The sequence below is a fragment of the Algoriphagus sp. genome (assembly GCF_030694375.1).
Lineage (GTDB): Bacteria > Bacteroidota > Bacteroidia > Cytophagales > Cyclobacteriaceae > Algoriphagus.
On record NZ_JAUXYL010000020.1, the window covers coordinates 480,235 to 506,534 of the forward strand.

General features: G+C 46.6%; 25 protein-coding genes. 19 read left to right on the forward strand and 6 right to left on the reverse strand.

What is annotated here, in order from left to right:
- The first annotated feature begins 688 nt into the window (after positions 1-688).
- The 12 genes from Q8M62_RS06960 to Q8M62_RS07010 all read left to right on the forward strand — a co-directional run bounded on the left by Q8M62_RS06960 (position 689) and on the right by Q8M62_RS07010 (position 16,485).
- Positions 689-1,786, forward strand: coding sequence for a glycoside hydrolase family 130 protein (locus tag Q8M62_RS06960; RefSeq protein WP_304900738.1), 1,098 nt, complete (start codon positions 689-691; stop codon positions 1,784-1,786).
- A 79-nt stretch (positions 1,787-1,865) separates the two neighbouring features.
- On the forward strand, positions 1,866-2,534 hold the full coding sequence (locus tag Q8M62_RS06965; protein WP_304900737.1) for a response regulator transcription factor: 669 nt from the start codon (positions 1,866-1,868) through the stop codon (positions 2,532-2,534).
- Positions 2,531-3,910, forward strand: coding sequence for a HAMP domain-containing sensor histidine kinase (locus Q8M62_RS06970; protein WP_304900736.1), 1,380 nt, complete (start codon positions 2,531-2,533; stop codon positions 3,908-3,910). The genes Q8M62_RS06965 and Q8M62_RS06970 overlap by 4 nt, the downstream gene beginning before the upstream one ends.
- A gap of 72 nt (positions 3,911-3,982) precedes the next feature.
- Positions 3,983-8,305 (forward strand): CusA/CzcA family heavy metal efflux RND transporter, encoded by a 4,323-nt coding sequence (locus tag Q8M62_RS06975; protein WP_304900735.1) that lies wholly within the window; start codon positions 3,983-3,985, stop codon positions 8,303-8,305.
- Positions 8,305-9,462, forward strand: coding sequence for an efflux RND transporter periplasmic adaptor subunit (locus tag Q8M62_RS06980; RefSeq protein ID WP_304900734.1), 1,158 nt, complete (start codon positions 8,305-8,307; stop codon positions 9,460-9,462). The genes Q8M62_RS06975 and Q8M62_RS06980 overlap by 1 nt, the downstream gene beginning before the upstream one ends.
- 451 nt (positions 9,463-9,913) lie before the next feature.
- Positions 9,914-11,008: an alkaline phosphatase family protein gene (locus tag Q8M62_RS06985; protein ID WP_304900733.1), complete on the forward strand. Its 1,095-nt coding sequence runs from the start codon at positions 9,914-9,916 to the stop codon at positions 11,006-11,008.
- A 460-nt stretch (positions 11,009-11,468) separates the two neighbouring features.
- On the forward strand, positions 11,469-11,663 hold the full coding sequence (locus tag Q8M62_RS21550) for an ORF6N domain-containing protein (protein ID WP_370690554.1): 195 nt from the start codon (positions 11,469-11,471) through the stop codon (positions 11,661-11,663).
- Positions 11,654-12,568 (forward strand): ORF6N domain-containing protein, encoded by a 915-nt coding sequence (locus Q8M62_RS06990; RefSeq protein WP_305668053.1) that lies wholly within the window; start codon positions 11,654-11,656, stop codon positions 12,566-12,568. Before Q8M62_RS21550 ends, Q8M62_RS06990 begins: the two co-directional genes overlap by 10 nt.
- A 60-nt stretch (positions 12,569-12,628) precedes the next feature.
- Positions 12,629-12,838, forward strand: coding sequence for a UPF0158 family protein (locus tag Q8M62_RS06995; protein ID WP_305668054.1), 210 nt, complete (start codon positions 12,629-12,631; stop codon positions 12,836-12,838).
- 95 nt (positions 12,839-12,933) lie between these two features.
- Positions 12,934-13,512 (forward strand): YdeI family protein, encoded by a 579-nt coding sequence (locus tag Q8M62_RS07000; protein ID WP_304900730.1) that lies wholly within the window; start codon positions 12,934-12,936, stop codon positions 13,510-13,512.
- A 157-nt stretch (positions 13,513-13,669) separates the two neighbouring features.
- Positions 13,670-14,506: an N-acetylmuramoyl-L-alanine amidase-like domain-containing protein gene (locus tag Q8M62_RS07005; RefSeq protein ID WP_304900729.1), complete on the forward strand. Its 837-nt coding sequence runs from the start codon at positions 13,670-13,672 to the stop codon at positions 14,504-14,506.
- A 155-nt stretch (positions 14,507-14,661) separates the two neighbouring features.
- Positions 14,662-16,485, forward strand: coding sequence for a Xaa-Pro dipeptidyl-peptidase (locus tag Q8M62_RS07010; RefSeq protein ID WP_305668055.1), 1,824 nt, complete (start codon positions 14,662-14,664; stop codon positions 16,483-16,485).
- A 146-nt stretch (positions 16,486-16,631) separates the two neighbouring features.
- Here the strand turns inward: Q8M62_RS07010 and Q8M62_RS07015 are convergent, their stop codons facing one another.
- Positions 16,632-16,841, reverse strand: a complete 210-nt coding sequence (locus Q8M62_RS07015; RefSeq protein WP_305668056.1) for a hypothetical protein — start codon at positions 16,839-16,841, stop codon at positions 16,632-16,634.
- Positions 16,842-16,882: 41 nt separating this feature from the next.
- Between Q8M62_RS07015 and Q8M62_RS07020 the strand changes: the two genes are divergently transcribed.
- Positions 16,883-17,326 carry a nucleotidyltransferase family protein gene (locus Q8M62_RS07020; RefSeq protein ID WP_305350705.1) on the forward strand — a complete coding sequence of 148 codons (444 nt, stop codon included), beginning with the start codon at positions 16,883-16,885 and terminating at the stop codon, positions 17,324-17,326.
- Complete coding sequence (locus Q8M62_RS07025; protein ID WP_305668057.1) at positions 17,316-17,663, forward strand: DUF86 domain-containing protein; 348 nt, start codon at positions 17,316-17,318, stop codon at positions 17,661-17,663. Before Q8M62_RS07020 ends, Q8M62_RS07025 begins: the two co-directional genes overlap by 11 nt.
- A 1,096-nt stretch (positions 17,664-18,759) precedes the next feature.
- On the opposite strand, the gene Q8M62_RS07030 is transcribed toward Q8M62_RS07025, so the two are convergent.
- Together Q8M62_RS07030 and Q8M62_RS07035 are read right to left on the reverse strand one after the other, a co-directional pair.
- A complete protein-coding gene (locus Q8M62_RS07030) occupies positions 18,760-19,155 on the reverse strand; it encodes a hypothetical protein (RefSeq protein WP_305668058.1) in 396 nt (131 codons plus the stop codon).
- Between the two features lie 196 nt (positions 19,156-19,351).
- A complete protein-coding gene (locus Q8M62_RS07035) occupies positions 19,352-19,741 on the reverse strand; it encodes a hypothetical protein (RefSeq protein WP_305668059.1) in 390 nt (129 codons plus the stop codon).
- Positions 19,742-20,016: 275 nt separating this feature from the next.
- Here Q8M62_RS07035 and Q8M62_RS07040 point away from each other — a divergent pair, with 275 nt between their 5' ends.
- Together Q8M62_RS07040 and Q8M62_RS07045 are read left to right on the forward strand one after the other, a co-directional pair.
- Positions 20,017-20,403 (forward strand): ArsR family transcriptional regulator, encoded by a 387-nt coding sequence (locus Q8M62_RS07040; protein ID WP_371134626.1) that lies wholly within the window; start codon positions 20,017-20,019, stop codon positions 20,401-20,403.
- 687 nt (positions 20,404-21,090) lie between these two features.
- Entirely contained in the window at positions 21,091-22,305 is a 1,215-nt protein-coding gene (locus Q8M62_RS07045) for an ATP-binding protein (RefSeq protein WP_305668060.1), read from the forward strand.
- 436 nt (positions 22,306-22,741) lie between these two features.
- Here Q8M62_RS07045 and Q8M62_RS07050 read toward each other — a convergent pair whose 3' ends face one another.
- A complete protein-coding gene (locus Q8M62_RS07050) occupies positions 22,742-23,113 on the reverse strand; it encodes a hypothetical protein (protein WP_305668061.1) in 372 nt (123 codons plus the stop codon).
- 116 nt (positions 23,114-23,229) lie between these two features.
- Between Q8M62_RS07050 and Q8M62_RS07055 the strand changes: the two genes are divergently transcribed.
- On the forward strand, positions 23,230-24,006 hold the full coding sequence (locus Q8M62_RS07055) for an ABC transporter permease (protein ID WP_305668062.1): 777 nt from the start codon (positions 23,230-23,232) through the stop codon (positions 24,004-24,006).
- On the opposite strand, the gene Q8M62_RS07060 is transcribed toward Q8M62_RS07055, so the two are convergent.
- Entirely contained in the window at positions 23,964-24,371 is a 408-nt protein-coding gene (locus Q8M62_RS07060; protein WP_305668063.1) for a hypothetical protein, read from the reverse strand. The genes Q8M62_RS07055 and Q8M62_RS07060 overlap by 43 nt on opposite strands.
- A gap of 5 nt (positions 24,372-24,376) precedes the next feature.
- On the opposite strand from Q8M62_RS07060, the gene Q8M62_RS07065 reads away from it, so the two are divergent.
- Entirely contained in the window at positions 24,377-25,690 is a 1,314-nt protein-coding gene (locus tag Q8M62_RS07065) for an RNA-binding domain-containing protein (protein ID WP_305668064.1), read from the forward strand.
- A gap of 34 nt (positions 25,691-25,724) precedes the next feature.
- Positions 25,725-25,952, forward strand: coding sequence for a type II toxin-antitoxin system MqsA family antitoxin (locus Q8M62_RS07070; protein ID WP_092735093.1), 228 nt, complete (start codon positions 25,725-25,727; stop codon positions 25,950-25,952).
- Positions 25,953-26,107: 155 nt separating this feature from the next.
- Here the strand turns inward: Q8M62_RS07070 and Q8M62_RS07075 are convergent.
- Positions 26,108-26,300 (reverse strand): hypothetical protein (locus Q8M62_RS07075; protein ID WP_305668065.1); only part of this gene is annotated, 193 nt, incomplete at its 5' end.

Below are 26,300 nucleotides of genomic sequence, written 5' to 3' on the forward strand. Positions count from 1 at the left end.
TTCATACCAGTAGCCAAATAAATTAAGTATTGAAGTTCCAAAAAACGAGCTACGCCACGGCGCACAGGTGTGGACAGTTGACTGTCGTCTCCACCACGGCGGACAAGTGTGGACGATTATCCGCCATCTTCCTGGTTCATTTTTCTTACTGGCAGAACAGCCTAGCGCAAGTCTTCCAGACTTGTGCTTAAACAAATGCAGTCTTCAGACTGCCTAAGTGGATTTCCAGATTTCCCCGTAGAGCGAAATTTAGAAGACTTCTTCATTTTAGGGATTTGGTGATTTTTGTTTTCCCGCAGATCCCCACAGAAAAAGATACAGATAATCACAGATCTGTTTTACTGGCTGATAAAAAAAGCTTTAGCTTTTCTCTGTGCTCTCAGAAAAGGTTTAAAGAAGAATTTAGGTATGCAGTTCTTTTTAAATTTATATGTGTATCCGTGAACCTGCAAATAGCCTTTGAAATTTGGATTGGAGGACAGATTTGCTAAGCTATGGACCATGGACGATGGTCGAGGATCCGCAACTTACTCTGCCAATTTTTATCCAACGTGCATCCTTGCGGATACTCATATAAATTTAGTAGAAGCCAAATAAATCTCTCTTTTTTCTCTGTGGTAAAAAAAATCTTAGAGATGTACGATACAAAAAAGCCTTTGGGTTTTCCTCGAAGCGGTTATCTTGCAACATGCGAAAATTTCACCTGATTCTTGCCTTTCTGATTTCTCTCCCTGCATTGGCCCAAGAAAAACCCTGGATGCTCGGCCCATTCCAGAGACCGGAAAACGCCCAACCCATCATTGCCCCAATTTCAGACACGGAATTCAAAGATCCCATGACCGGCAAAACCGTCAAATGGGAATCTATGGCGACCTTCAACCCCGCAGCTATCGTCCGAAACGCACAGGTGCATGTAATCTATCGTGCAGAGGAAAAACTCGGTGAAAAGGAAATTGGCGGCCACACTTCCCGACTCGGAATGGCTACTTCATCCGATGGATTTCGCTTCAAGCGGGAAAAAGTACCCTTCTTCTATCCTCAAACTGATTCTCAAAAGGAATTTGAGTGGACGGGAGGAACGGAAGACCCCCGGATCGTCGAGACAGAAGAAGGCCTATACGTGCTGACCTATACCCAATGGAACAGGGATGTGCCAAGACTTGCCGTGGCTACTTCCAGAGATTTGAAAAACTGGGAAAAGCATGGCCCGATTTTCAAAGAATGGAAAGAAGGAAAATACCATAACACTGAATCCAAATCCGGGGCCATCGTCACCGAGCTGAAAAACGGCAAACTCCTCGCCGCAAAAATCGACGGGAAATACTGGATGTATTATGGTGTGCCACACATCTGGCTAGCCACATCGGATGACCTCGTGAATTGGGTCCCTCTGGAAAACCATGAAGGAAACCGTGTCCCCGTACTCAGTCCAAGGCCTGGTTTTTTTGATTCCTGGCTCGTGGAGGCAGGACCGCCCCCGCTGCTCACCAAAGATGGAATCGTAGTCCTTTACAATGCTGGAAACTCCCGGCAAGTGGGAGTGAAAAACCTTGGAAATAGAGTTTATACCGGCGGGCAGGCGCTTTTTGACGCTGCAGAACCCTGGAAGCTTTTGGACCGTGTGACGGATCCGTTTATTCAACCCGAATTGCCTTTTGAAAAGTCAGGCCAATATCCCGAGGGAACTACCTTCTTGGAGGGCTTGGTGTATTTTCAAGGGAAGTGGCTCCTATACTATGGTACCGCTGACAGCATGGTGGGCGTGGTCAGTGCGCCTGCCAAATAAAACTTAAGTGAATCTTAAGCAAGCAATACACTGACTTTCAGCTGAATTTCTAAATTTTGCTTTTTCAATACCTTTACTCATGCGCATCCTGATAGTTGAAGACGAAGCCGGAATTTCCAATTTCCTGAAGCAGGGATTGGAGGAGGAGGCTTTTGCCGTTGATGTAGCCGATAATGGAAAGGCAGGATTGGAACTTGCCCTCTCCGGCAATTACGATCTACTTCTCCTGGATTGGATGCTGCCCGGAATCAGCGGAATCGAGCTTACCCGTCAGTTTCGCAAAGACTTCCCCCAAACTCCAATTATTTTTCTCACAGCAAAGGACACCCTCGACGAGACGGTTTTCGGGCTTCAATCCGGAGCCAATGATTACATCAAAAAGCCATTCCACTTTGAGGAATTGCTCGTGCGAATCCGCGTGCAACTGAGAGGAAAAACAGATTTGGAGGAAAAATTGAGCCTTGGACCGATCACTATTTTTCCTGACCGACACCTAGTCATGAATGAAGATGTGGTAATCCCACTCACTCAAAAGGAATTTGCCCTCCTCGAGTATCTGGTACGAAATAAAAACAAGGTATGCCGACGCACACGGATCATCGAAAGCGTGTGGGACATCCACTTTGAATACAACACCGGCGTGATTGATGTTTTCATCAACTCGCTTCGCAAAAAGTTGAACTTACATATCGAGGAAGATTACATTCAGACGATCCGGGGAGTGGGCTATATGGCGAAGGAATTATGAGCTCATCCTACAAAGAACGGATCGCAAGCCGACTTACCTTGGTCACCTCACTGATCATTTTGGTGGTTTTTGGAGTGATTTACTTCGTAGCCAATCTTACGGTGATCGATACGATTGACCGGGAACTCGGCCTCGAAACAGACAAGCACAAGGGGCAGATTTTTTTGGTAAACGGGGAGATCCGTTTCCTTCACATGGATGAGTGGGAGGAAATGGAACATAGCCAAATTCAGCTCAATCCCATTTTCATCGAAATCGTGGACCTGAATGGAAAATCCATGGACAGATCCCCAAATCTCCGCGAAAACCACCTGAGCTTTTCCCCCGAAAAATCCGCCAAAAAGGAAGCCTGGACCCTCAGACTGGGCGCAAGTGAAGTCAGACAAATGCAGATCCCGCTGATTACAGCCGGAAAACAGGAAGGATACCTTCTGGTAGCCAAATCCTTTGACGATTCCCGGGAGCTGCTTAACAATCTCCGGAATGTGCTACTGATCCTTTATCCGGGCATTCTGCTTTCGCTGTTTTTGACGATGCGATACCTGGCAGGCAAAAGTATTGAACCCATACAGCAGATCATCCGCAAAACCAATCAAATCACACAAAGTAACCTCAACGAACGGGTTCCCCTGGCCGAAGCCAATGATGAAATCGGCCAACTCACCCGATCCATCAATGAACTCCTCGAGCGTTTGGAAGCCTCGCTAAATCGGGAAAAACAATTCACCTCAGATGCCTCCCATGAGTTGCGCACGCCTCTGTCGGTTCTTCGCGGCACCCTGGAAGTGCTGATCCGCAAGCCAAGAACTGCTGAGGAATATGTCGAAAAAATCAAAACTTCCCTCTCGAGCATTGACCGGATGTCCGCCACGATCGACCAACTGCTGGCTTTGGCGAGAGAAGAAAAAGGGAAAAACCTGGTGAAGGAGGAGCTCGAACTGATCACTTTTCTGGAAGAAATAGTTGACGAAACAGCCTCCGAGCAAAATCGAAAAATTACCTTTCAGTCCCAGTCAGGGATTCCGATCTACCTCAAAGCAAACGAAAAATCCCTTCAGCTGATTCTGGGCAACTTGCTTCAAAATGCCATCAAATATTCTAAACCCGAAACTGAAATCTTTGTCAAAACGGGACTGAATGTGGGGACTCCCTACATCGAGATTTGCGACTCGGGCTCCGGAATTTCAAAGGAATATTTAGAGAAAATTTTTGACCCATTTTTCAGGGAAAAAGAAGCCGTGGATCAATTGGTTCCGGGGACAGGACTCGGTCTGGCGATCGTGAAAAAGCTTGCGCAAGAATCCGGGATAAAGGTTTCAGTAAGCAGTGAAAAGGGCAAGGGAAGTACCTTTCGATTGGATTTCCCCAATTCTTAAGCAAATCTTAAGAAAGCCCTAAGCTTGATTAAAGGCTGGTAAAGGATCTTTGGGCCAAAATCCTGCACCTTCATGCTAGACCGAATTATTCAGTGGAGTATCGCGCATAAGCTCATCATTTTTATTTTCATTGCCATTTGGTTGGGATTCGGGATTTTCTCCTTGGTCAATCTGCCGATCGGTGCAGTGCCTGACGTCACCAACAACCAAGTCCAGGTCATCACCACCTCCCGAAATCTCGCCACCGAGGATGTTGAAAAATACCTGACCTACCCCGTCGAACTGGAGATGGCCAACCTTCCCGGCGTCTTGGAAATTCGCTCTGTTTCAAAATTCGGTCTTTCGGTAGTGACCATCGTTTTCGAAGAAAGCATGGGCACATACCTGCCAAGACAGCTAATTTCTGAGCGCTTGATCATGGCTCAGGAGCGGATACCTCAGGGATTCGGCACTCCTTTTATGGGGCCCATTTCTACAGGTTTGGGGGAAATCTACCAATACATCATTGATGTCAAACCCGGCTATGAGGATAACTATTCCATCACGGATCTTCGCACCATTCAGGATTGGGTCGTCAGGAGGCAACTTGCAGGAATCCAGGGAGTGGTGGAAATCAACACCTGGGGAGGCTTTCTCAAACAATATGAAGTAGCCATCAACCCCGATCGCCTCAAGGGGATGAATATCAACTTGGCCGCAGTATACGATGTCCTGAGTAAAAACAACTCCGTAGCAGGTGGCAGCTACATCGAAAAAACCAACGAAAGCTTTTTCATCCGGGGTGAAGGTCTCGTCACCAGCCTGGAGGACATTGGAAATATCGTGGTAGAAGTCCGAAATGGAGCTCCGATTTACATCAGGGACATTGCCGAAGTCCGCTTCGGACATGCCAACCGCTTCGGTGCAATCACCGCCAACGGCGAAGGTGAAAAAGTCCTCGGTCAGGTCATGATGCTCAAAGGGGCAGATGGAAAAGGAACCATCGACCGGGTAAAGGAACGGATTGACGAAATGCAAAACACCCTGCCCGAGGGCATCGTGATCAATGGCTTTTTGGACCGCTCCGAACTGATCGATCGCACCACCTTCACCATCGCCGAGAACCTGATTTTGGGTTGCCTCATCGTAGTTTTTGTGGTGGTATTGCTCCTGGGAAATTTCCGCTCGGGCTTGGTGGTCGCCTCGGTGATTCCCCTGAGTTTGCTATTCGCACTTTCCATGATGTACATCTTTGGCGTCGATGCCAATTTGATGAGTTTGGGAGCTATTGACTTTGGAATTATCATCGATGGTGCCGTGATCATTGTGGAATACATCGCCTTCCGATTTACCAGATCAACCGCGCTCTTTGAGGGACTATCCCCTGGCGAAAGACAAATCGAAAAGGATAAAATTGCATTTTCCGGAGCTTCCAAAATGATGCATTCGGCCATTTTTGGTCAGATCATCATCATTATCGTCTTCATCCCGATTCTTTCGCTTTCTGGCGTGGAAGGCAAGATGTTTCGTCCCATGGCCGAAGTTTTCAGCTTCGCCTTGATCGGAGCGATGATTTTAGGATTAACCTATGTACCGGTTGTTTCTTCGCTTTTTCTAAAATCTGAAGCGCCGGGACCTAGAAACGTGTCGGTTCTTCTGATCAATTTTCTGAACAGGATCTACGAACCCACCATCAATTGGGCCTTAAATCATTCAAAGGCTGTTCTTTCAGGAGCAGCCGCAATATTACTTGGCGCCATTTTTCTTTTTTCCACCATGGGGTCCGAGTTTGTGCCGACTTTGGACGAGGGCGATTTTGTGATTCAGCCGGTGCTGAAAACTGGAACCACCCTCTCCAATACCGTGGAGACGGTGACCAAAATGGAGGAGATCCTCATGAAGTTCCCCGAAGTGAAGCAAGTCGTCACCCGTATCGGTGCCGCAGAAATTCCCACTGACCCCATGTCCATGGAGGAAAGTGACGTGATCGTGACCTTACATCCCCCTTCCGAGTGGACGACTGTCGAGACCAAAGACCAATTGGCAGAGGAATTCAAAAAAGCACTGGAAGCAATACCTGGTTTGGACTACGAGTTTACCCAACCCATCGAGATGCGATTCAATGAGCTGATCACCGGCGTACGGGCTGATTTGGCAATCAAAGTTTTCGGCGAAGATCTTAATGTCCTCTTGAAAACCGCCACCGAAATTGAGGCAGCAATCCAGGGAGTGGAAGGCGCAGCGGATATTATTCTGGAAAAAGTCGACGGACTCCCTCAGATGAAAATCGAATACGACCGCGCAAAAATCGCCAAGTTTGGGCTCAATGTCGAAGACCTCAATCAGGTCGTGACCATGGGTTTTGCAGGATTGAGTGCCGGAACTGTATTCGAAGGGGAAAAGCAATTTGACCTCGTGATCCGATATGCAGAACCGTTCCGAAAGGATATTTTCAACCTGGAAAATGCCGCCATTCAGCTGCCCACCGGAGGAAGTGTGCCCCTCAGCGAACTCGCAAAAATCTCCTACACCAAAGGCCCGGCAAAAATCTCCAGAGACAACACCCAACGTAGGGTGGTCATCGGTGTGAATGTGAGAAATCGGGACTTACAATCTGTGGTGGATGACATTCAGGGTATCGTTTCCAAAATTAATATCCCGGAAGGCTATCGGGTAGATTATGGTGGCCAGTTTGAGAATCTGCAGCAAGCCCGTTCCCGACTGTTGATCGCCGTTCCTGTTGCCCTGATTTTGATTTTCATTCTCCTGTATTTCGCATTTTCATCCACTAGAGATGCCTTTATGATTTACACGGCGATCCCTTTTTCGGCCATTGGCGGTATCCTCCTTCTTTGGCTCCGAGACATGCCTTTTAGCATCTCTGCCGGCGTGGGATTTATTGCGCTTTTTGGAATCGCCGTGCTCAATGGCATCGTCATGATCGAACATTTCAAATCCATGAAAGATAAATTTACATCCATCCGGGAATTGGTAATCCTGGGAGCAAAAGAACGCCTGCGTCCGGTATTGCTGACCGCCTCAGCCGCGGCGTTGGGCTTTTTGCCCATGGCCGTCTCCGGTTCTGCCGGTGCTGAGGTGCAGCGCCCCTTGGCTACCGTGGTCGTTGGAGGCCTGATCTCAGCCACCTTACTCACCCTGGTAGTGTTGCCTGTATTGTATGTGCTTTTCAATTCCAGGAAAGCAGGAGGTAGCAAAATCCAAAAAACCGCAGTCATGCTTTTGCTGCTCCTGACGGGATTGTCGGTGCCCGCTTTTTCACAAACCGAAGTCCAAACGCTTAGCCTCGAACAGGCGCTTCAAATGGCTCAGCAACAGAATTTGGGCATCCAAGCTGAACAAAAAGGTTTGGAATCCGCCGCGGCAAGAAGCAATTCGGCCTGGACTATTGGCAAAACACAGGTTTACCACGGATACGATAAAAATGACATTGCCGAAAACGGAGTTTACAACCGGGTGTGGGGAGTAAGGCAAAGCTTTGATTTCCCCTCACTCTATATGGCCCAGAAATCTGTCCTCCAGGCTGCGGAAATGCAGGAAGCAGCACAACTCCAACTGAGTGCCAGACTCCTCCAAAAGGAAGTTAGTCAGGCATTTGTCACCGCACAGTTTTGGCAGGGACTGGAGCAGCATTACCTGTTCTTGGATAGCCTCTATGGGGAATTTGCCAGAGCAGCCACCCGCAGACTCGAAACAGGCGAGTCCAATCTTTTGGAAAAGCTTACCGCGGAAAGCAAGCAGCGGGAGATTGGGCTGAAAAAAGCCGAGGCAATCCGAAATTTTGAAATTTCAAAGAACCTGCTCCGCCAACTTCTCAATATCGAAGGAGAAATCCAATTGGCAGGAGAAGCTGTATCCTTCAACAGTCTGGCCGAGCTCGATAATCACCCGGCCCTCTTGCGCTATGAATACGCGATTCTTCAGGCCGAAAGTCAGGTAAAAGTGGACCGGAGAAGCTTGCTCCCTGATATGAACCTGGATATCTTCCGCGGTACCAATCCCGCTGCCGGAGCCATTGTCTATCCCGGTTTTCAGGCGGGAATCGGTATCCCCTTGTTTTTTGGATCCCAAAGCGCAAAAATTAAAGCGGGAATAGTTCGACAGGAACAAATCCTGCTGGAGTCCCGGGCTTTTAAGCAAAAACTCGAAACCAACGCCGCAAAAATTCAATTGTCCCTGGCTCAAAACCAGCAAGTAATCCAATACTACGAATCGGAGGGGAATGTGCTCTCCACTCAACTGAGAGAGCAGGCAATCCGCTCTTTTAAAGAAGGGGAAATTGATTTCTTTCAATACGTCCAACTGATCGAAAACTCACGGAATATCACCCTGCAGTACCTGCAGGCTAGATTGGACTACCAACTCAACCAATTAGAACTTATTTATCTCAATAACTGATGGAAGCATTTCGATCAAAATTTTACCCTTTCAGCATTTTGGCCTTGGCTTTAGCTTTGGCATCAAGTTGCGGAAATTCCGAAAATTCAACTGGAGAAGGCATTCAAGTGGCAGAAGCACCCGAAGGTACCCGGGAGATTTTCCTCACCGAAGTTCAGTTCAACACCATGAAAATGGAGTGGGGGAGCCCGAAAAAGGAAAACTTCTCCACTGAAATCAATGTGCAGGGCACCGTCAAGGTTCCGGTCGAAGGCATGCAGGAAATTTCCGCCTACTTCGGAGGATATGTGAGTGACCTCAAACTGATCGAAGGACAGGCAGTACGGAAAGGGGAGACCCTGTTTTATCTTGAAAACCCTGACTTCATTCGCTTGCAGCAGGATTATCTGGAGACCAGCAGTCAGCTGACTTATTTAAAAGCTGAGTTTGAGCGCCAAAGAACACTTTCCGCAGAACAGATTTCGGCACAGAAAAACTTCCTCAAGGCCGAGGCAGATTACCAAAGCTCCCTTGCAAAATGCCAGGGCTTGAAAAAGCAGCTAAGCCTGATCAATATCAACGCCGAGGACCTGACACCTGAAACTATCCGCTCCAAAGTCCCGGTTTACTCCCCCATCAAAGGCTTTGTGGAAGATGTGTTTGTGGTGCCGGGCCAGTTTCTTCCTGCCTCCGGCAAGGCGGTTTCATTGCTGAACAAGGATCATTTACACATCGAACTGATCCTCTTCGAAAAGGATGCCTCACAAATTCATATCGGTCAGAAAGTTGCATTCGCTATGCCTGACAATCCGGAACGGGAAATTATGGCCGAAATTCATGTCGTGGGTCAATCGGTAAATGCGCAACGTCAGATCAACGTACATGCGGACTTGGAAGATGAAAAAGAAGGCCTTGGGCTTTTCCCGGGCATGTTTGTGCAGGCGAGGATACAGCTTGACCCAAAACAAGCCTGGTCCCTGCCTGAAGACGCCCTCGTGGAACTTGTCGGGGAGTATTACATTTTGCTGCAAAAGGAGAAAACCGACCTAGGCTACAAACTCGAGCGCATTAGGGTGATTCCCGGTGGAAAAAGTCGGGGAAATATTGCCATAGATCCCCTCACCGCGCTAGACGAAAATTCAGTCATTCTGGTAAAAGGAGGATTTAATTTGCTTTGATCCATGCCGAGGAACAGAACCGGCAGCTTGTTAGAACCGCACATCGAGCACAAAGCAATTTAATTCGACCAGTATGAATATGCTTTAGCCCATTTTTTACTGAATTTACAATCCCTGAATAGGAACCTGGCTTTAGCCCGTTCCCAAATTCAACATGTTACAATCAACCGGGCTTTAGCCCAATACTGAAAGAAGGAATTTTTATCTAAAGCCTATCACCTTCAATTGAATCGATTAAACTCCCCCATCTAAAGATTGGAAGGGATTCAATGTGGGAATTACACCAATAATTCCACATATTGAATTGGAATTCCTTGAATAGGAACCTGGCTTCAGCCCAATTGCAATACATTTTTTGAATAGGAACGCGGCTTTAGCCCGTTCCCCAATTCAATATGTTACTTCAACCGGGCTTTAGCCCAATAATTGAAAAATCATGCCCAATCAAAAAATGAACAGACTCCCCTTCCTTTTTCTGGCACTCTGCCTCTTGGCCTCCCAACCCGCCTTTTCCCAAAACAAAACCCACAAAACCGAAAATATCGTCCTCATCACCCTGGACGGACTCAGGTGGCAGGAGCTCTTCAAAGGTGCCGACTCCCTTTTTGTCGACGACAGCGGAATGATCAAATCCATGGGCTCACTTTTAGGGGACTTCTGGCATGAAGATTCCAAGCTTCGCCGCAAAATGCTTTTTCCATTCGTCTGGAACACAGTCGCCACACAAGGACAGATCTACGGCAACAGGGCCCATGGAAATATGGTCAACAATCAAAACAAAATGTGGTTTTCCTACCCCGGATACAATGAGGTTTTGAGCGGCTTTGCAGATGACGAGCGGATCAACTCCAACTCCAAAATCAACAACCCGAATGTGACTTTTTTGGAATATTTAAACCAAAAGCCGGAATACAAAGGCAAAGTAATGACTTTTGGTAGTTGGGACGTATTTCCATACATCGTCAATAAAGAACGAAGCGGAGTTCCGGTCAACGCAGGTTTCGATAAGGCGGAAGGAGCGGACCTAACGGATGTCGAAAAGACCCTCAACCGACTTCAATCAGAAATCCGTGGACCTTGGGGCGGGGTTCGATTGGATCCATTCACGCATCACTTTGCCATGGAAGCAATGAGAAAATACAAGCCACGCGTGACCTACATCGCCTACGGTGAAACAGACGACTGGGCCCACGACAACGAATATGACCAATACCTCTGGTCGGCACAGCAGACCGATGCCTACATCAGGGAAATCTGGGAGTTCATCCAGTCAGATCCTCAGTACAAGGACAAAACCACCATGATCATCACCACAGACCATGGCCGCGGCACCAACAAATCCTCCTGGAAAAGTCATGGTTCCAGCATACCGGATGCAGGAGAAATTTGGATGATGGCCATCGGTCCGGATACACCGGCTACCGGCGAGATGAAAACCCAAGGACAATGGCAGTCGGCCATGATCGCCCGCACCATTTTCCAATTGCTGGGAATGGATTATCCCGATGCAAAGGCTGCCCCGGCTATTAAGGAGATGGTTCGGTAGTTGTTTTTTTTGTGAAAAGTAAAATGTAAGTAGTATGTGGTGAGTGGGTTTTGCACCCTTACAACTTACTGCTTACCATTTACAATTCCACAAGGATTTCAATCCTACTTCCCCTTTAGTACTAATTTCCCGCAGACCTGAAGCCGTCAGGCAAGTTTGACACAGAAAAGAGCACCGATTTTCGCAGATTTTTTGAAACTCAAATCCGAAGAATTGATTAACAATTTCCGCTAGAGGATAATTGATGGTCCAAAGTTTGGGGGCAGCGAAAAAAGTAGTCGTTAGCTAGTCGTTTGTATTCGATTGTAGTCGTCTGTTGTCGGGTAAAGCGGGTTTTTGGGGTGCAATGGGCTTTTTTAAGTGGTGGGGAATTGGTAGGTTAGTGAAGATGTTTTGACCGGTTTACGATATGGAATTATGAATTTCAAAGGAGAACTCTACAATTTGGAAACCACAGACTATGATTTCCAATGCTCAAAATCTTTCTGAGCTATTTGGGGTCGAAATAAAAAGATTTAATGAGCTAGTCAAAAGAAGCAAAAAGCAATTTCCCAAGAGTTTCAAATTTCAACTATCTCAAAGTGAGTTGGATTATTTGCGGTCGCAAAATGCGACCGCAAACATTGATTCTTTGATAGTCACACCATGGAATTAATCAATCAGCAACATATTGAAAATAAGATATTTACTATCAGGGGTATGCATATAATGCTTGATAGTGATCTTGCAGAACTCTACCAAGTATCCACAGGCCGACTCAACGAGCAAGTGAAGAGAAATGGTGATCGCTTTCCTTCCGATTTTATGTTTCAACTGACTTGGCAGGAGTGGGAACAGCTGTCATCTCCAAGTGAGCTATCAAGTGATCAGACTTTAAGATCGCAAAATGCGATCTTAAAAGATAATCGTGGGAAACACAGGAAATATTTGCCTTATGTATTTACTGAACAGGGAGTGGCCAGTTTATCAGGAGTTTTGAAAAGTGAATATGCTGTAAAAGTGAATGTTGAGATTATGCGAGCCTTTGTTTCCATGCGTAGATTTCTTCTGCAAAATGCCACCGTCTTCCAGCGTTTGGATCAGGTGGAACTACGACTATTGCAAAATGACGAAAAGTTTGACCGATTATTTAAAGCACTAGAGTCAGGACGACCCGAACCAGACAAAGGAATATTTTTCGATGGGCAGATTTTTGATGCCTATGCTTTTGTGTCCGATTTGATTAAAAGAGCAAAAAGAGAAATTATTTTGATAGACAATTACATAGACGAAAGCGTACTTACCCTACAGACCAAGCGAAGGATCGGAGTAACAGCTATTCTCTTTACCAAAAGCGTTTCCAAAACCCTGCAACTGGATCTGGATAAGCACAACGCTCAATATCCTGGAATAACCATAAAGACCTTTACCCAAAGCCATGACCGATTTTTGCTGATCGATCAAAGCGAATTGTATCATCTTGGGGCTTCTCTGAAAGATCTGGGGAAAAAGTGGTTTGCCTTCTCCCGAATGGATAGCTTATCCGCTTTAGTGCTAAATCAACTAAACGAAGTAAGATGATTTTTAAACTGAATGAGGTATGTGAATTCATAAATGGCGGAGCCTGGAGTTACAAGGAATATGTCGAGAAGGGAATACCTGGAAAACTTTGCTCATTTCATTTCTGACCTGAAGTTCCGAGAGCGGATTTTAGACCGACTTTCCAATCGAAAGCCTTTTCAGAATTTCAAAATTCTAATTGACTCATCAGCATATCGAGAAGATTGGTTTGACTTCAAAAAGGAAGCCTACATCCAATATGTAAAAAGACTAATCGAGGAACGAGAATAGAAAGTCTGCTTTATAAAACAGGTCTAAAAAAAAACCAGTACAACTCAATACCAAACTCACCATGGGAAAATTGGCAGAAATAAAAACAAAAGAAAATGATCCAAACCGGCAATTTTGAGAAACTTGAAGTTTCCTCCAAGCCCGAGTTAAGGACATGGTTGGAAGAAAATCATGCGCAGGAGAAGAGCGTTTGGCTGGTGACATTTTTGAAAATCGTACCTGAGAAATACCTTTCCACTGATGATGTTTTGGACGAATTAATCTGTTTTGGTTGGATTGATGGCATACGTAGGAAATTTGACGATACTCGGACCATGCAGCTTATTTCACCGCGCCGAGTGCAGCATTGGGCCAAAAGCTATAAGGACAGAGCAGGCAAATTGATCGCTGAAGGTAAAATGCATCAATCCGGCTTTCTGTCAATCGAAAATTCCAAGCAATCGGGTTTGTGGGATTTTATGGATGATGTGGATCAATTGATCGTGCCTCAGGATCTGCAGGATGAACTGGAAAAGCATATTGGGGCAACCGAATTTTTCTTTGCAATTAATGATTCCAGCAAGCGTTTTGTCCTGCGTTGGCTGAAGCTCGCCAAAACCGAAAAAACCAGAAAGGCCCGGATTTTGGAGTTGGCGCAGCTTTCCGCTAGAGGAGAGAAAATGAAGGGGAGTTGAATTATTTTAGCTTTCCTTCTGAATAGGAAGGGAATTCACTTCCTTAAATCCATTAATTATTGACAAATTTGAATAGGAATGCGGCTTTAGCCCATTCCTGCCAAATGACAAAATTGCATTCAACTTTAACCAAAACCCTGAAAATAAACCCCTCCAAATGCGCCTTTTTACACTCTTCCTCTTTTTTCTCCCAATCTCACTCAGCGCCCAAACCGTCTGCACCCTGGAAAGCCGCGCACGCCTCGATGGCATCCTGACCGAACTTTCTCAAAAAGAGCTTAGCGGCAAATCAATCGACCAACTCACACTGGAAATCGGTCAAAGCTTCCTCGGCACGCCCTATGTCGAAAAAACATTGGAACTCCCCGGTGATGAGAAATTGGTCATCAACCTGACCGGCTTGGATTGCACGACTTATCTGGAGACAGTGGTGACTATGGCTCGGATTGCCAAGTCCGGAAACTTGACGTTTGAGGGTTTCGAGCAGGAATTGGAGCGGCTTCGGTATCAAGATGGGGTAAGAAAAGACTATTCCTCCCGACTGCATTACTTCTCGGACTGGATCTACCAAAATCAACAAAAAGGCATTATCCGGGACATCACTCTAGAAATCGGCGGGACGCTTTATCCGAACCAACCCACCTTCATGTCCGAAAACCCACGCTTCTACGCACAGCTTTCCAACCCGGAATTTTTGAAAGCCATCAAAGCAGACGAAGCGGAAATCGCCAAAAGAACCTATCATTTTATCCCAAAAGCAGAGATCCAGTCACTTGAAAAAAACATCCAAGCGGGGGACCTGATCGCAATCACCACCTCCATGAAAAACCTGGATATCGTCCATGTGGGTTTTGCTGTAGAGCAGGAGGGAAGGATTCACCTGATGCATGCCGGAACCGGAAATATGCAAGTTGAAATCTCTGCTAAACCCCTGAGCGAATACCTCGCTGCCAACAAATCCCAATCAGGAATTATGGTTTGTAGGCTTTTGTAGGTAAACCTTTGAGTGCGCCGCGGCGTACTCGAAGGTTTAACGGAGCAGATAACCTTTGATTTTTATTTTAGAACATCGAAAGTTTATATTTAAAATCATCAGTGAAAAAGACTTCTCCTCCCGAGAAGACTGTAAATCGATCATTTGACCCAATTATGATAAAACACCGAACTATCTTAATCTTAACACTTGGTTTATTTTTCAGCCTTACTGCTGCAATTGCCCAAGTCAAACCCATTTTTGAAAATGGAGAAGCACAGATTATCCCCGAACTGAAGGATTCCTCCAATTGGATCCGTCATGACCTTTGGGTGGAAACAGAATTCGATACCGACGGCGACGGAAAATTAGACCGGATGCATGTCGATGTCACCCGACCGCGACAGACGGAAACAGAAGGATTGAAACTCCCCATCATCTATGCCAGCAGCCCCTACTATGCAGGTACAGCAGGCAATGCCCCGATTTTTTGGGATGTAAAGCATGAATTGGGCGCCCCTGCAACACCCCGAAATACAGTGGAAGTCCAGCGAAGAGGCCAACGGCCGATCATCTCCAATGATGAAATCATGGCTTGGGTTCCCCGTGGATATATCGTGGTGCACTCTTCCTCACCGGGTACTGGCCTTTCCCAAGGTGCCCCAACTGTCGGCGGAGACAATGAATCCCTGGCCCCCAAAGCCGTCATCGAATGGCTGACGGGCAAAGACAACGGCTACACCTCCCCGGATGGAAATGAAAAAGTCATGGCCTTCTGGTCCACCGGGAAAGTCGGCATGACCGGAACCTCCTACAACGGAACCCTTCCCCTCGCCGCCGCAACCACCGGTGTCAAAGGCCTCGAAGCCATCATCCCTATCGCTCCCAACACCTCCTATTACCACTATTACCGCTCCAATGGCTTGGTTCGCTCACCCGGAGGATACCTGGGCGAAGATATCGATGTGCTCTATGATTTCATCCACAGCGGGGACGAAGCCAAAAGACCCTACAACAACAAAACCGTCCGCGACACCGAAATGGCACAAGGCATGGACCGCGCCACAGGAGACTACAATGACTTCTGGGCAGGACGCGACTACCTCAATGACATGGGATCCATGAAAGCCGCTCTGCTGATGGCCCACGGATTCAATGACTGGAACGTGATGCCCGAGCACAGCTACCGGATCTACGATGCCGCCCGCGCCAAAGGAATCCCTTCCAAAATCTATTACCACCAAAACGGGCACGGTGGCGCACCGCCATTCCCGATGATGAATCGCTGGTTTACCCGCTTCCTGCATGGAGTGGAAAATGGCGTGGAGGATGAGCCCAAAGCCTGGATCGTCCGCGAGCAGGACGAAAGATCCAAGCCCACAGCTTATGCCGATTACCCCAACCCCGAAGCCAAAAATGTAAGCCTGTACCTCAAAGCCGGAGCTCCTGCGGCAGGATCTCTCAGCACAGAAAAACTGAGTTCCGGAGCCAAAGAAACCTTGGTCGACAATTATTCCTTTTCCGGATCGGCTTTGGCACAGGCGGATTACACCGAGCATCGCCTGATCTACCTCAGTCCGGTGCTCAAGGAGGCAGTCCATATTTCAGGAATCCCAAAAATCACGGTGAAACTCGCCTCAAATAAGCCTGCCGCCAATCTTTCCGTATGGCTCGTTTCCCTGCCCTGGACCGAAGGACGAAACTCCAGAATCACCGACAACATCATCACCCGGGGTTGGGCCGATCCACAAAACCATTCCTCCCTCAGGAAAGGCGAAGCCCTCGAACCCGGAAAATTCTACGAGCTAAGTTTCGACCTGCAGCCCGACGATCAGATCATTCCTGCAGGACAGCAGATCGGACTGATGATTTTCTCCTCAGATCAGGAGTTTACCATCCTTCCAAAACCCGGAACCCAACTCACCATCGACCTGGACAGCACCCTCCTTACCCTTCCCATCGTAGGAGGAAAACCAGCCCTGGACCGAGCCATCAAGTAATTCCATGCCTATTCCCCCTTCACGTTGTCACTTTGGAGTCCAAGGGTTGTCATTCGACAATCGATAGTAAAAGCATGAGTCAAGTATTAGGATGTAACAAGTACCAAGTACAAAGTACCATGTACCAAGACAGTCGAAGCAAGAGGCTAGAAACTAGGACCAAGAAGCAAGAACGGAAACAAACTGCCCACTGCCAACTGCCCACTGCCCACTGCCCACTGCCCACTGCCAACTGCAAACTGCCCACTGTAAACTGCCCACTGCCAACTGCCCACTGTAAACTGCCAACTGCCCACTGCCAACTGCCAACTGCCCACTGCCCACTGAACATCCCGCTGCCGTGGACCATGGACCATGGACTGTTGACTAAAAATAAGTGTACCAAGTACAAAGTACCATGTACCAAGTCGAAGCATCTGTCGCTCAATACAAAACTATTACTACCAATAATTATCTTTGTCCAATGAACTTGGAAAATAAAGATATTGATAATCAAGTAAACGAGCCAGAACTTGCTTCATATGCATTGATCAATGGTCTGGGTTTAATCAATAAAGCTTTACCTGACTTGAGGAAAATTTGTAGCCGTTACCATGTTGAAAGATTGGATCTTTTTGGGTCTGCGCTGAAGGGCCCATTCTCCAAAAAATCAGATATTGATTTTTTAGTCAAGTTTACCCCGGTACCATTGGAAGACTACTTTGAAAATTTCATCAATTTCAAAATTTCCTTGGAAAAACTTTTGGGTAGAAAAGTTGACCTTCTTGAGAAACAAACACTTAAAAACAGTTATTTAATAGAATCCATTGAAAATGATCACTTGAAAGTCTATGGAAAATAAGACAGCTAAGTGGCTCTTAGATATTATTAATTCTATAGGTGAAATTACAGAATTTCAAGAAAAGGAAGATATCATCTCTTTTTCTCATTACAGAAGTAATAAATTGGTTAAGCGTGCCATTGAAAGAAACCTCTCCATAATTGGAGAAGCAGTAAATCGAATTAAGCAAAGTGATTCCGATACTTTCAGCAAAATTGAGCATGCTAGAGCGATTATTTCTTTAAGAAATCATGTCATTCATGCATATGATGGTATTTCAGATGAAAATATTTGGTCAATCCTTATCAATCACCTACCTAAATTGGAAGCAGAGGTGAAAACACTTATTGGTGAATAGTAATAACAGATAACCATTTTTCAGGTAAAGTCGAGACAAAAAACATCTGATTATCCTGTGCCCCGTGGACAGGGGACTGTCGAACGATGACAATTCAAAGTATCTAGTAGCTAGACGCAAGTAGCAAGACACTAGAACCAAGAACCAAGAAGGAAGACAAACTACCAACTGTACATCCCGCTGCCGTGGACCATGGACTGTGGACTACTGCAAACTGTAAACTGCCCACTGCCAACTGCCTACTGTAAACTGCCCACTGCCCACATCGGTAACCTTACCTCACCCCCAACCCCTCTCCTGAAGAGAGAGGGGAGCTTACGACGAGGTGAATCTTTAGTTATCGTCCAAATCATTGATGCTGCTCATATCGACCTTAACAATTCAATAATTAACCAAAGCCAAACTTAAAAAAACCTTCGCGTCCCTTTGTGCTCTTTGCGGTTAAAACAGTAGACAGTAAGCAGTAGGCAGTTTGCTGAATCAAGAGACGAGAACCAAGAAGCAAGACTGCCAAGTACCAAAGAGCGAAGCTCTTTCTTTGAGACCTTGAAAAAGTCAAGCACTGCCCAAAAGCCCTGAAGTTCTTTAAAGTCTCAACCAATATCTAACTTAAAAAAACCTTCGCGTCCCTTTGTGTTCTTTGCGGTTAAAACAGTAGGCAGTAAGCAGAAGCAAGAAACTAGAACCAACAAGCAAGACTGCCAAGTACCAAAGAGCGAAGCTCTTTCTTTGGGACCTTGAAAAAGTCAAGCACTGCCCAAAAGCCCTGAAGATCTTTACAACCTTAACCAATTCCAAACTTAAAAAAAACTTCGTGTCCCTTTGTGCTCTTTGCGGTTAAAACAGTAGGCAGTAAGCATTATGCAGAAGCAAGAGACGAGAACCAACAAGCAAGACTGCGTAGTATCGAAGAGCGAAGCTCTTTCTTTGAGACCTTGAAAAAGTCAAGCACTGCCCAAAAGCCCTGAAGATCTTTACAACCTCAACCAATTTCTAACTTAAAAAAACCTTCGCGTTCCTTCGCGTCTTTGCGGTTAAAACAGTAGGCAGTAAGCAGTATGTAGTTTGCTGAAGCAAGAACGGAGACAAAGCCCAGTTAAAGCACCCGCTGCCGTGGACCATGGACTGTGGACCGTTGACTAAAAATAAGTATCAAGTAGCAAGACGCAAGAAGCAAGACTTTAGTATCAAGTAGCAAGAAGCAAGAACGGAGACAAAACTGCCCACTGCCCACTGCCCACTGCCCACTGCCCACTGCCCACTGCCAACTGCCCACTGCCCACTGCCCACTGCCCACTGCCCACTGCCCACTGCCCACTGCCAACTGCCAACTGCCAACTGCCCACTGCCCACTGCCCACATCGGTCATCGGACAACCCTCAACCTCAACAGGCCTCACAACCTCGTACCTCCGACCTCGTACTTCCAAATCCTTCACTTTTTCCGTAAAAAACTTGCAAAACTCAAAGCCCCGAGTAAATTTGTTACTCATTGAGTAGTTTTTTGACTCACACCTGCTAATTCCCTTGGGACTGATCGGGCGAAGCTTTATAAAAGAGGCAGATTTTATTAAGAAGCAAGACTTTAGTATCAAGTAGCAAGACGCAAGTAGCAAGACACTGGAACCAAGAAGCAAGAAAGGAGACAAAACTGCCACTGCCTACTGCTCACTGCCCACTGCCTACTGCTCACTGCCTACTGCCCACTGCCAACTGCCAACTGCCAACTGCTTTCTGCCCACTGCCTACTGCAAACCGCCCACTGCCAACTGCCAACTGCCCACTGCCAACTGCCAACTGCCAACTGCCCACTGCCAACTGCCCACTGCCAACTGCTTTCTGCCCACTGCAAACCGCCCACTGCCAACTGCCAACTGCCAACTGCCCACTGCCAACTGCCCACTGCCTACTGCAAACCGCCCACTGCCTACTTCTCACTGCCAACTGAACATCCCGCTGCTGTGGACCATGGACTACTGCAAACTGCAAACTGCAAACTGCCCACTGCCTACTGCCCACTGCCAACTGCCCACTGCCTACTGCCCACTGCCAACTGAACATCCCGCTGCTGTGGACCATGGACCGTTGACAATTCAATGTGCCAAGAAATTCTCTGCACTTTACTAACCAATCAATCCTGTAAGTGGTAAAGAGTAAGTTGTAAGTAGACAAAACAACAAAAACACACAACTACTTACATCTAACCACTCACTACTGACTACTCCCAACTCCCCCTGCTCGACTCCCTCGTCACGTCTAAAACCAGAATCAAACTTCTCCTGAAGTTTTTCTCCTACGCAAACTCCGGCTATCTCCGCTCACTTGCCAAAGAATTTGATGAATCCACCAATTCAGTGCGGGTCGAACTCAACCGCCTGACTGAAGCAGGATTGCTGTTGGCAGAGGATGAGGGTAAAACCAAGGTCTACCGCGCCAACAAGCTCCATCCCTTTTTTCATGAAATCACAGGCATGGTCTCCAAATTCCTGGGATTGGAAGAACTGATGGAGAAAATCGTCAAACGCATGGGAGAGGTGGAAAAAGCCTACATCGTGGGAGATTACGCCCAAGGTATCGATTCGGGAACAGTCAACATGATCCTAATCGGTAAAAATCTCGACACCGTCTACTTGGACTACATCCTTCAAAAAACCTACCAGAAAGTCCAACGAAAAGTAGAAGTCCAAATCCTCGAAGAGGACCCGGGCAATGTGCAGGGCATTCTTGTTTTTGGTGTTTGAAGTAAGAAACAAGAACCAAGAAGCTAGACAAACTACCAACTCAACATCCCGCTGCTGTGGACCATGGACTGTGGACCGTTGACTACTGCAAACTGCAAACTGCCTACCGCCTACTGCCCACTGCAAACCGCCCACTGCCCACTGCCAACTGAATATCCCACTGCCGTGGACCGTGGACAGTCGACCGTTGACTAAAAATAGTATCAAGTAACAAGATGCAAGTAGCAAGAAACAAGAGCCAAGAAGCAAGACTGCCAAGTACCAAAGAGCGAAGCTCTTTCTTTGAGACCTTGAAAAAGTCAAGCACTGCCCAAAAGCCCTGAAGATCTTTACAACCTCAACCAATGCCTAACTTAAAAAATCCTTCGCGTCCCTTTGTGTTCTTTGCGGTTAAAACAGTAGGCAGTAAGCAATATGCAAAAGCAAGAAACAAGAATCAAGAAGCAAGACAAACTTCCAACTGAACATCCCGCTGCTGTGGACCATGGACTGTGGACCGTTGACTAAAAAAAGTGTACAAAGTACCATGTACCAAGTACCAAGACATCCCTCAACCTCAACAGTCCTCAAAACCTCGTACCTCGTACTTCCTACCTCGTACCCCGATCCAAACACTAATTTTATTTTATGCTTATAACCATAAAAACCTCTAAATTCTAGATACTTTTGTGGTTATACCCTAAAAAAATGATAAAAAGAGATACTTACATCGATAAAATCAAAAAGTTTATCGGGAAGCCTCAGATCAAAATTATCACAGGCATAAGAAGATCAGGCAAATCAACGGTCTTGAGGCTTTTGATAGATGAATTGACACAAAGGGGTGTAAATCAAAATCAAATCATCTACATCAACTTTGAGAGTTTTGCCAATTCTCATCTTACCCAGGCCAAGAGTCTCTATGAGGAAGTTAAAAGCAGAATAAATGGTCCCGGAAAATACTATCTTCTATTTGACGAGGTTCAGGAAGTAGAAAATTGGGAAAAAGCGGTGAATTCCTTTCTGGTGGATTTTGACACGGATATTTACCTCACCGGCTCCAATTCTCACCTGCTTTCATCCGAACTGTCCACCTTTTTGGCAGGTCGTTATGTGGAAATACCCATCTTTACCCTGTCCTTTACAGAATTTCTGGATTTCAAAAATTCATATTCACTTGCGGGTTCAAATCAGCCTGCACTGTTTATCGAATACCTGCGAAAAGGCGGATTCCCTGTTATCCATACCTCAGACTATGATGAAGAGACAGCCGATCAGCTAGTGCGGGACATCTATGATTCGGTCATCCTTAGGGATTCCGTTCAGCGGCACAAAATCAGAGATATCGAACTGCTCAATCGGGTCATCCGGTATGCTTTTGACAATATCGGTAATACATTCTCAGGGAAAAATGTCGCAGATTACTTCAAAAGCCAACAGCGTAAAATTGATCTCAATACCGTTTATAATTACTTACATGCCCTGGAGGGAGCATTTATCTTCTACCGGGTTTCTCGCTATGACCTCAAAGGCAAAGAAATCCTCAAGACTCAGGAAAAATTTTACCTCGCAGACATCTCCTTACTCTATGCCACGATGGGGTACAGAGATCGAATGATTGCAGGGGTTTTGGAAAATTTGGTGTTTCTGGAACTGAAACGGAGAGGATATAACGTGTATGTGGGAAAGCTTGACCAACGTGAAATTGACTTTGTAGCCGAGCGAAGGGAACAAAAACTCTATATTCAGGTAGCCTACAAACTCGAAAGCCCTGAAACAATCGATCGGGAATTTGCACCGCTGTTGCCGATCAATGACCATTTCCCCAAATATGTCATCACCATGGACGAGTTTTTTAAGGACACAATCCAAGGTGTAAGACATGTCCATATCAGCAACTTCCTGTTGGCAGAGGATTGGTGATTGAAGAAACCTTCGCGTCCCTTTGTGAGCTTTGCGGTTAAAACAGTAGGCAGTAAGCAGTAGGCAGTGAACAGTAGGCAATAAGCAGTATGCAGTGAACAGTAGGCAGTAAGCAAGGCAGTAGGCAGTAAACAGTTTGGTGAAGCAAGAACGGAGACAAAGCCCAGTTAAAGCACCCGCTGCAGTGGACTGTGGACCGTTGACTAAAAATAAGTGTACCAAGTACAAAGTACCATGTACCAAGACAGTCGAAACAATAGGCTATAACCAAGAAGCTAAAACCAAGAAGCTAGACAAACTACCAACTGAACATCCCGCTGCTGTGGACCGTGGACAGTCGACCGTTGACTACTGCAAACTGCAAACTGCAAACTGCCCACTGCCCACTGCCCACTGAACATCCCGCTGCTGTGGACCGTGGACAGTCGACCGTTGACTACTGCAAACTGCAAACTGCCCACTGCCCACTGCCCACTGCCAACTGAACATCCCGCTGCTGTGGACCATGGACTGTCGACCGTTGACTACTGCAAACTGCAAACTGCCCACTGCCCACTGCCAACTGAACATCCCACTGCCGTGGACCGTGGACAGTCGACCGTTGACTACTGCAAACTGCCCACTGCCCACTGCCGACTGCCGACTGCCTACTGCCTACTGCCAACTGCCCACTGCCCACTGCCCACTGCCCACTGCCCACTGCCCACTGCCAACTGAACATCCCACTGCTGTGGACTGTGGACCGTTGACTAAAAAAAAAGTGTACAAAGTACCAAGTACCAAGACATCCCAACATCCAAGCCTCCATACTTCCCCGCTACTTGATAATTGACCATTGAAAATTGAAAATTGATAATTAATCATCCTCCCACCCCCCTGACCCCAAAACACTACAAAGTAATCGAGGCTTCTTCCGGATGGAAAATGGTCGACTTTGCCGAACTCTGGAGATACAAGGATCTGCTCTACTTCCTCACCCTCCGCGGCATCAAAGCCCGCTACGCCCAGTCCATACTCGGCGTATCCTGGGCCATCATCCAGCCCCTGTTCACCACCCTGGTGTTCACACTGGTGTTCGGAGGACTGGCAAAAGTAGACTCCGACGGAATGCCCTACGTCCTCTTTTCCTACCTGGCACTGTGGCCCTGGAACTACTTCTCCGGCACACTCACCGAGTCGGCCAACTCCCTGATCCAAAACGCCAACATGATCACCAAGGTCTACTTCCCTAGAATGGTCCTGCCACTCTCAGCCATACTCTCCAAACTCCTGGACTTTATCATCGCCTTCGTGGTCGTGATCGTATTGCTGATCTACTTCGGGCAGGTGCCGGGATGGGGGATCCTGTTCCTGCCACTACTTATTGTGCAGCTGCTGATGACCTCCCTGGGCATAGGCATGTTCCTCTCCGCCCTGGCCGTCAAATACCGCGACGTCAAGCACGCCCTGACCTTTGTGGTCCAACTCCTGCTGTACGCCGCCCCGGTGGTGTACAGCACCAATGCCGTACCCGAACAATACCAAAAATTCTACATCCTCAACCCCATGGTGGGCGTGATCGAGGGCTTTCGTGCCGCCTTCCTCAACCGCCCCATGCCTTGGGAATGGATCTGGCCCGGCAGCATCCTGGCAGTCGTATTCTTCGTCTTTGGCATGCTTTATTTTAGACGGATGGAGAGGATTTTTGCTGATGTGGCATAGCCCCTCCCAACCTCCCCTGAAGGGGAGGAGTCTGTCACGAGTGGACCGTTGACTAAAAAAAGTGTACAAAGTACCATGTACCAAGTACCAAGAAGGAAGACAAACTTCCAACTCAACATCCCGCTGCCATGGACTGTGGACCGTGGACTACTGCCAACTGCAAACTGTAAACTGCCAACTGCCACCCGAACATCCCGCTGCTGTGGACCGTGGACTACTGCAAACTGCCCACTGCCCACTGCCCACTGCCCACTGCCCACTGCCAACTGAACATCCCGCTGCTGTGGACTGTGGACCATGGACTGTGGACTACTGCAAACTGCCCACTGCCCACATCCCGTATCCAAGTACCTTTTTACCATCATTATCCTTGACCGAAAACCATCGTATAGAATACAAGCGCCAACTTACCGATAACCTCGAAAAAGAAGTGGTTGCATTTCTCAACTATCTTGGTGGTGGTGTAATCTACTTGGGAGTGGATAGAGAAGGGGAGGTAGTCGGGATTGAAAGCCCCGATAGTGTTCAGCTTCAGGTTAAGGATCGAATCAAAAACAATATCGCTCCTTCTTGCCTTGGACTTTTCGATATCGTTTCAGAAATCAGTAAACAAAAGACCTTTCTGAAAATTATAGTGGCAAGTGGTCAGGAGCGGCCATACTACATTAAAAAATACGGAATGTCCGAAAAAGGAGCCTTTGTCAGAAAAGGAAGTGCCTCCGAACCTATGCCACCTCGAATGATTGAGGAACTCTTCTCAAAAAGAACTAGAAACTCAATTGGTAAAATCAGATCCCCAAATCAGGAACTCAAATTTGAGCAACTCCGAATCTATTATGAATCAGCTGGGAAGCCACTCAATATCCCCTTTACTAAAACTCTCGAACTCCTAAATGATGATGATCAGCTCAATTATGTTGCATATCTCCTTGCGGATAATAACAACGTTTCAGTAAATATCGCTAAATACGCCGGAGCCACCCGTGTAGATCTGATTGAAAGCAATGATTTTGGCTTTTGTTCATTGATTAAAGCCACCAAGCAAGTTTTGGATAAAATAGATCTTGAAAATAAAACCTTTACTAAAATCACCTCCAAGGAGCGTATTGAAAAAAGGCAATGGAATCCATTAGCTCTTCGCGAAGCGGTGATCAATGCGATGGTGCATAATGACTTCACCTATGAATTGGCCCCAAAGTTCGAATTCTTTTCTGATCGATTTGAAATTACTTCCTACGGCGGTTTACCTCAGGGATTGTCTCGTTCAGAATTTTTCGAGGGTATTTCCATCCCAAGAAGCAAAGAACTCATGCGCGTCTTTAGAGATATGGAACTTGTCGAGCAGCTCGGTTCGGGAGTTCCTCGTATTCTCCAATCCTATAGTAGAGAATGCTTCCACTTTTCAGATAATTACATCCGAATGAGTTTTCCGATGGAGGAAGTGCAAACTGGAATGACATTTAATGTCGGTGCAAATGTCGGTGCAAATGTCGGTGCAAATAAATTGGTTGAAATCCTTAGCAACAAACCTGGATTGAACTCAAAGCAACTAAGTGCATATTTCGATGTGACTTCCCGAACAATTGAGCGGTGGATCAAACAATTGCGTACCGAGGGAAAAATCAAGTTCAAAGGAGAACGAAAGACAGGAGGGTATTGGGTTGTCCAGGATGGCGAAAGCTGATGCATACTCCCTTCGGAATTAAAAGATAAAAAATATGGCATGTTCAATCTGCAAATTGGGAGATACAAAACCCGGACATGTCACAGTGACACTTGAAAAGGGAGAAACTATTGTCTTGCTTAAGCATGTTCCTGCTGACGTGTGTCAAAACTGTGGTCATTACTATCTCGATTCCGAAACTGCAGCCAAAATCCTTCAAACCGGAAAAGAAGCAGTATCAAAAGGTGCTGAATTGGAAATCGTAAACCTTCGTGTGGCTTAGGGAGATTAAAGCCAATTCCCACTTCACAACGTCACCCTGAGTCTTAAATATTCTGGGAACATACAAAATGGAAATGACAGGGAGCAGTTCTCTAGAAACATTAAATCAGAATAAAATACTGAAATATCAATATTTTCAAAGCAAATCATACTCTGTCATTGATAGCGCCTGTGCTGAGCGACGGTTGGTGAGCGGTGGTTGGTGAGCGAAGTCGAACCAAGTCGAAGCATTACTTTGTACCCTTGAAAAACGACTCTAGCGCCAAAAAGGATTGAAGTCCAAAACAAAGACCGCCTGAGCTTAAATAAAATCTTCTTCGTGCACTTTGCGGTAAAAAAAAATGCCAAA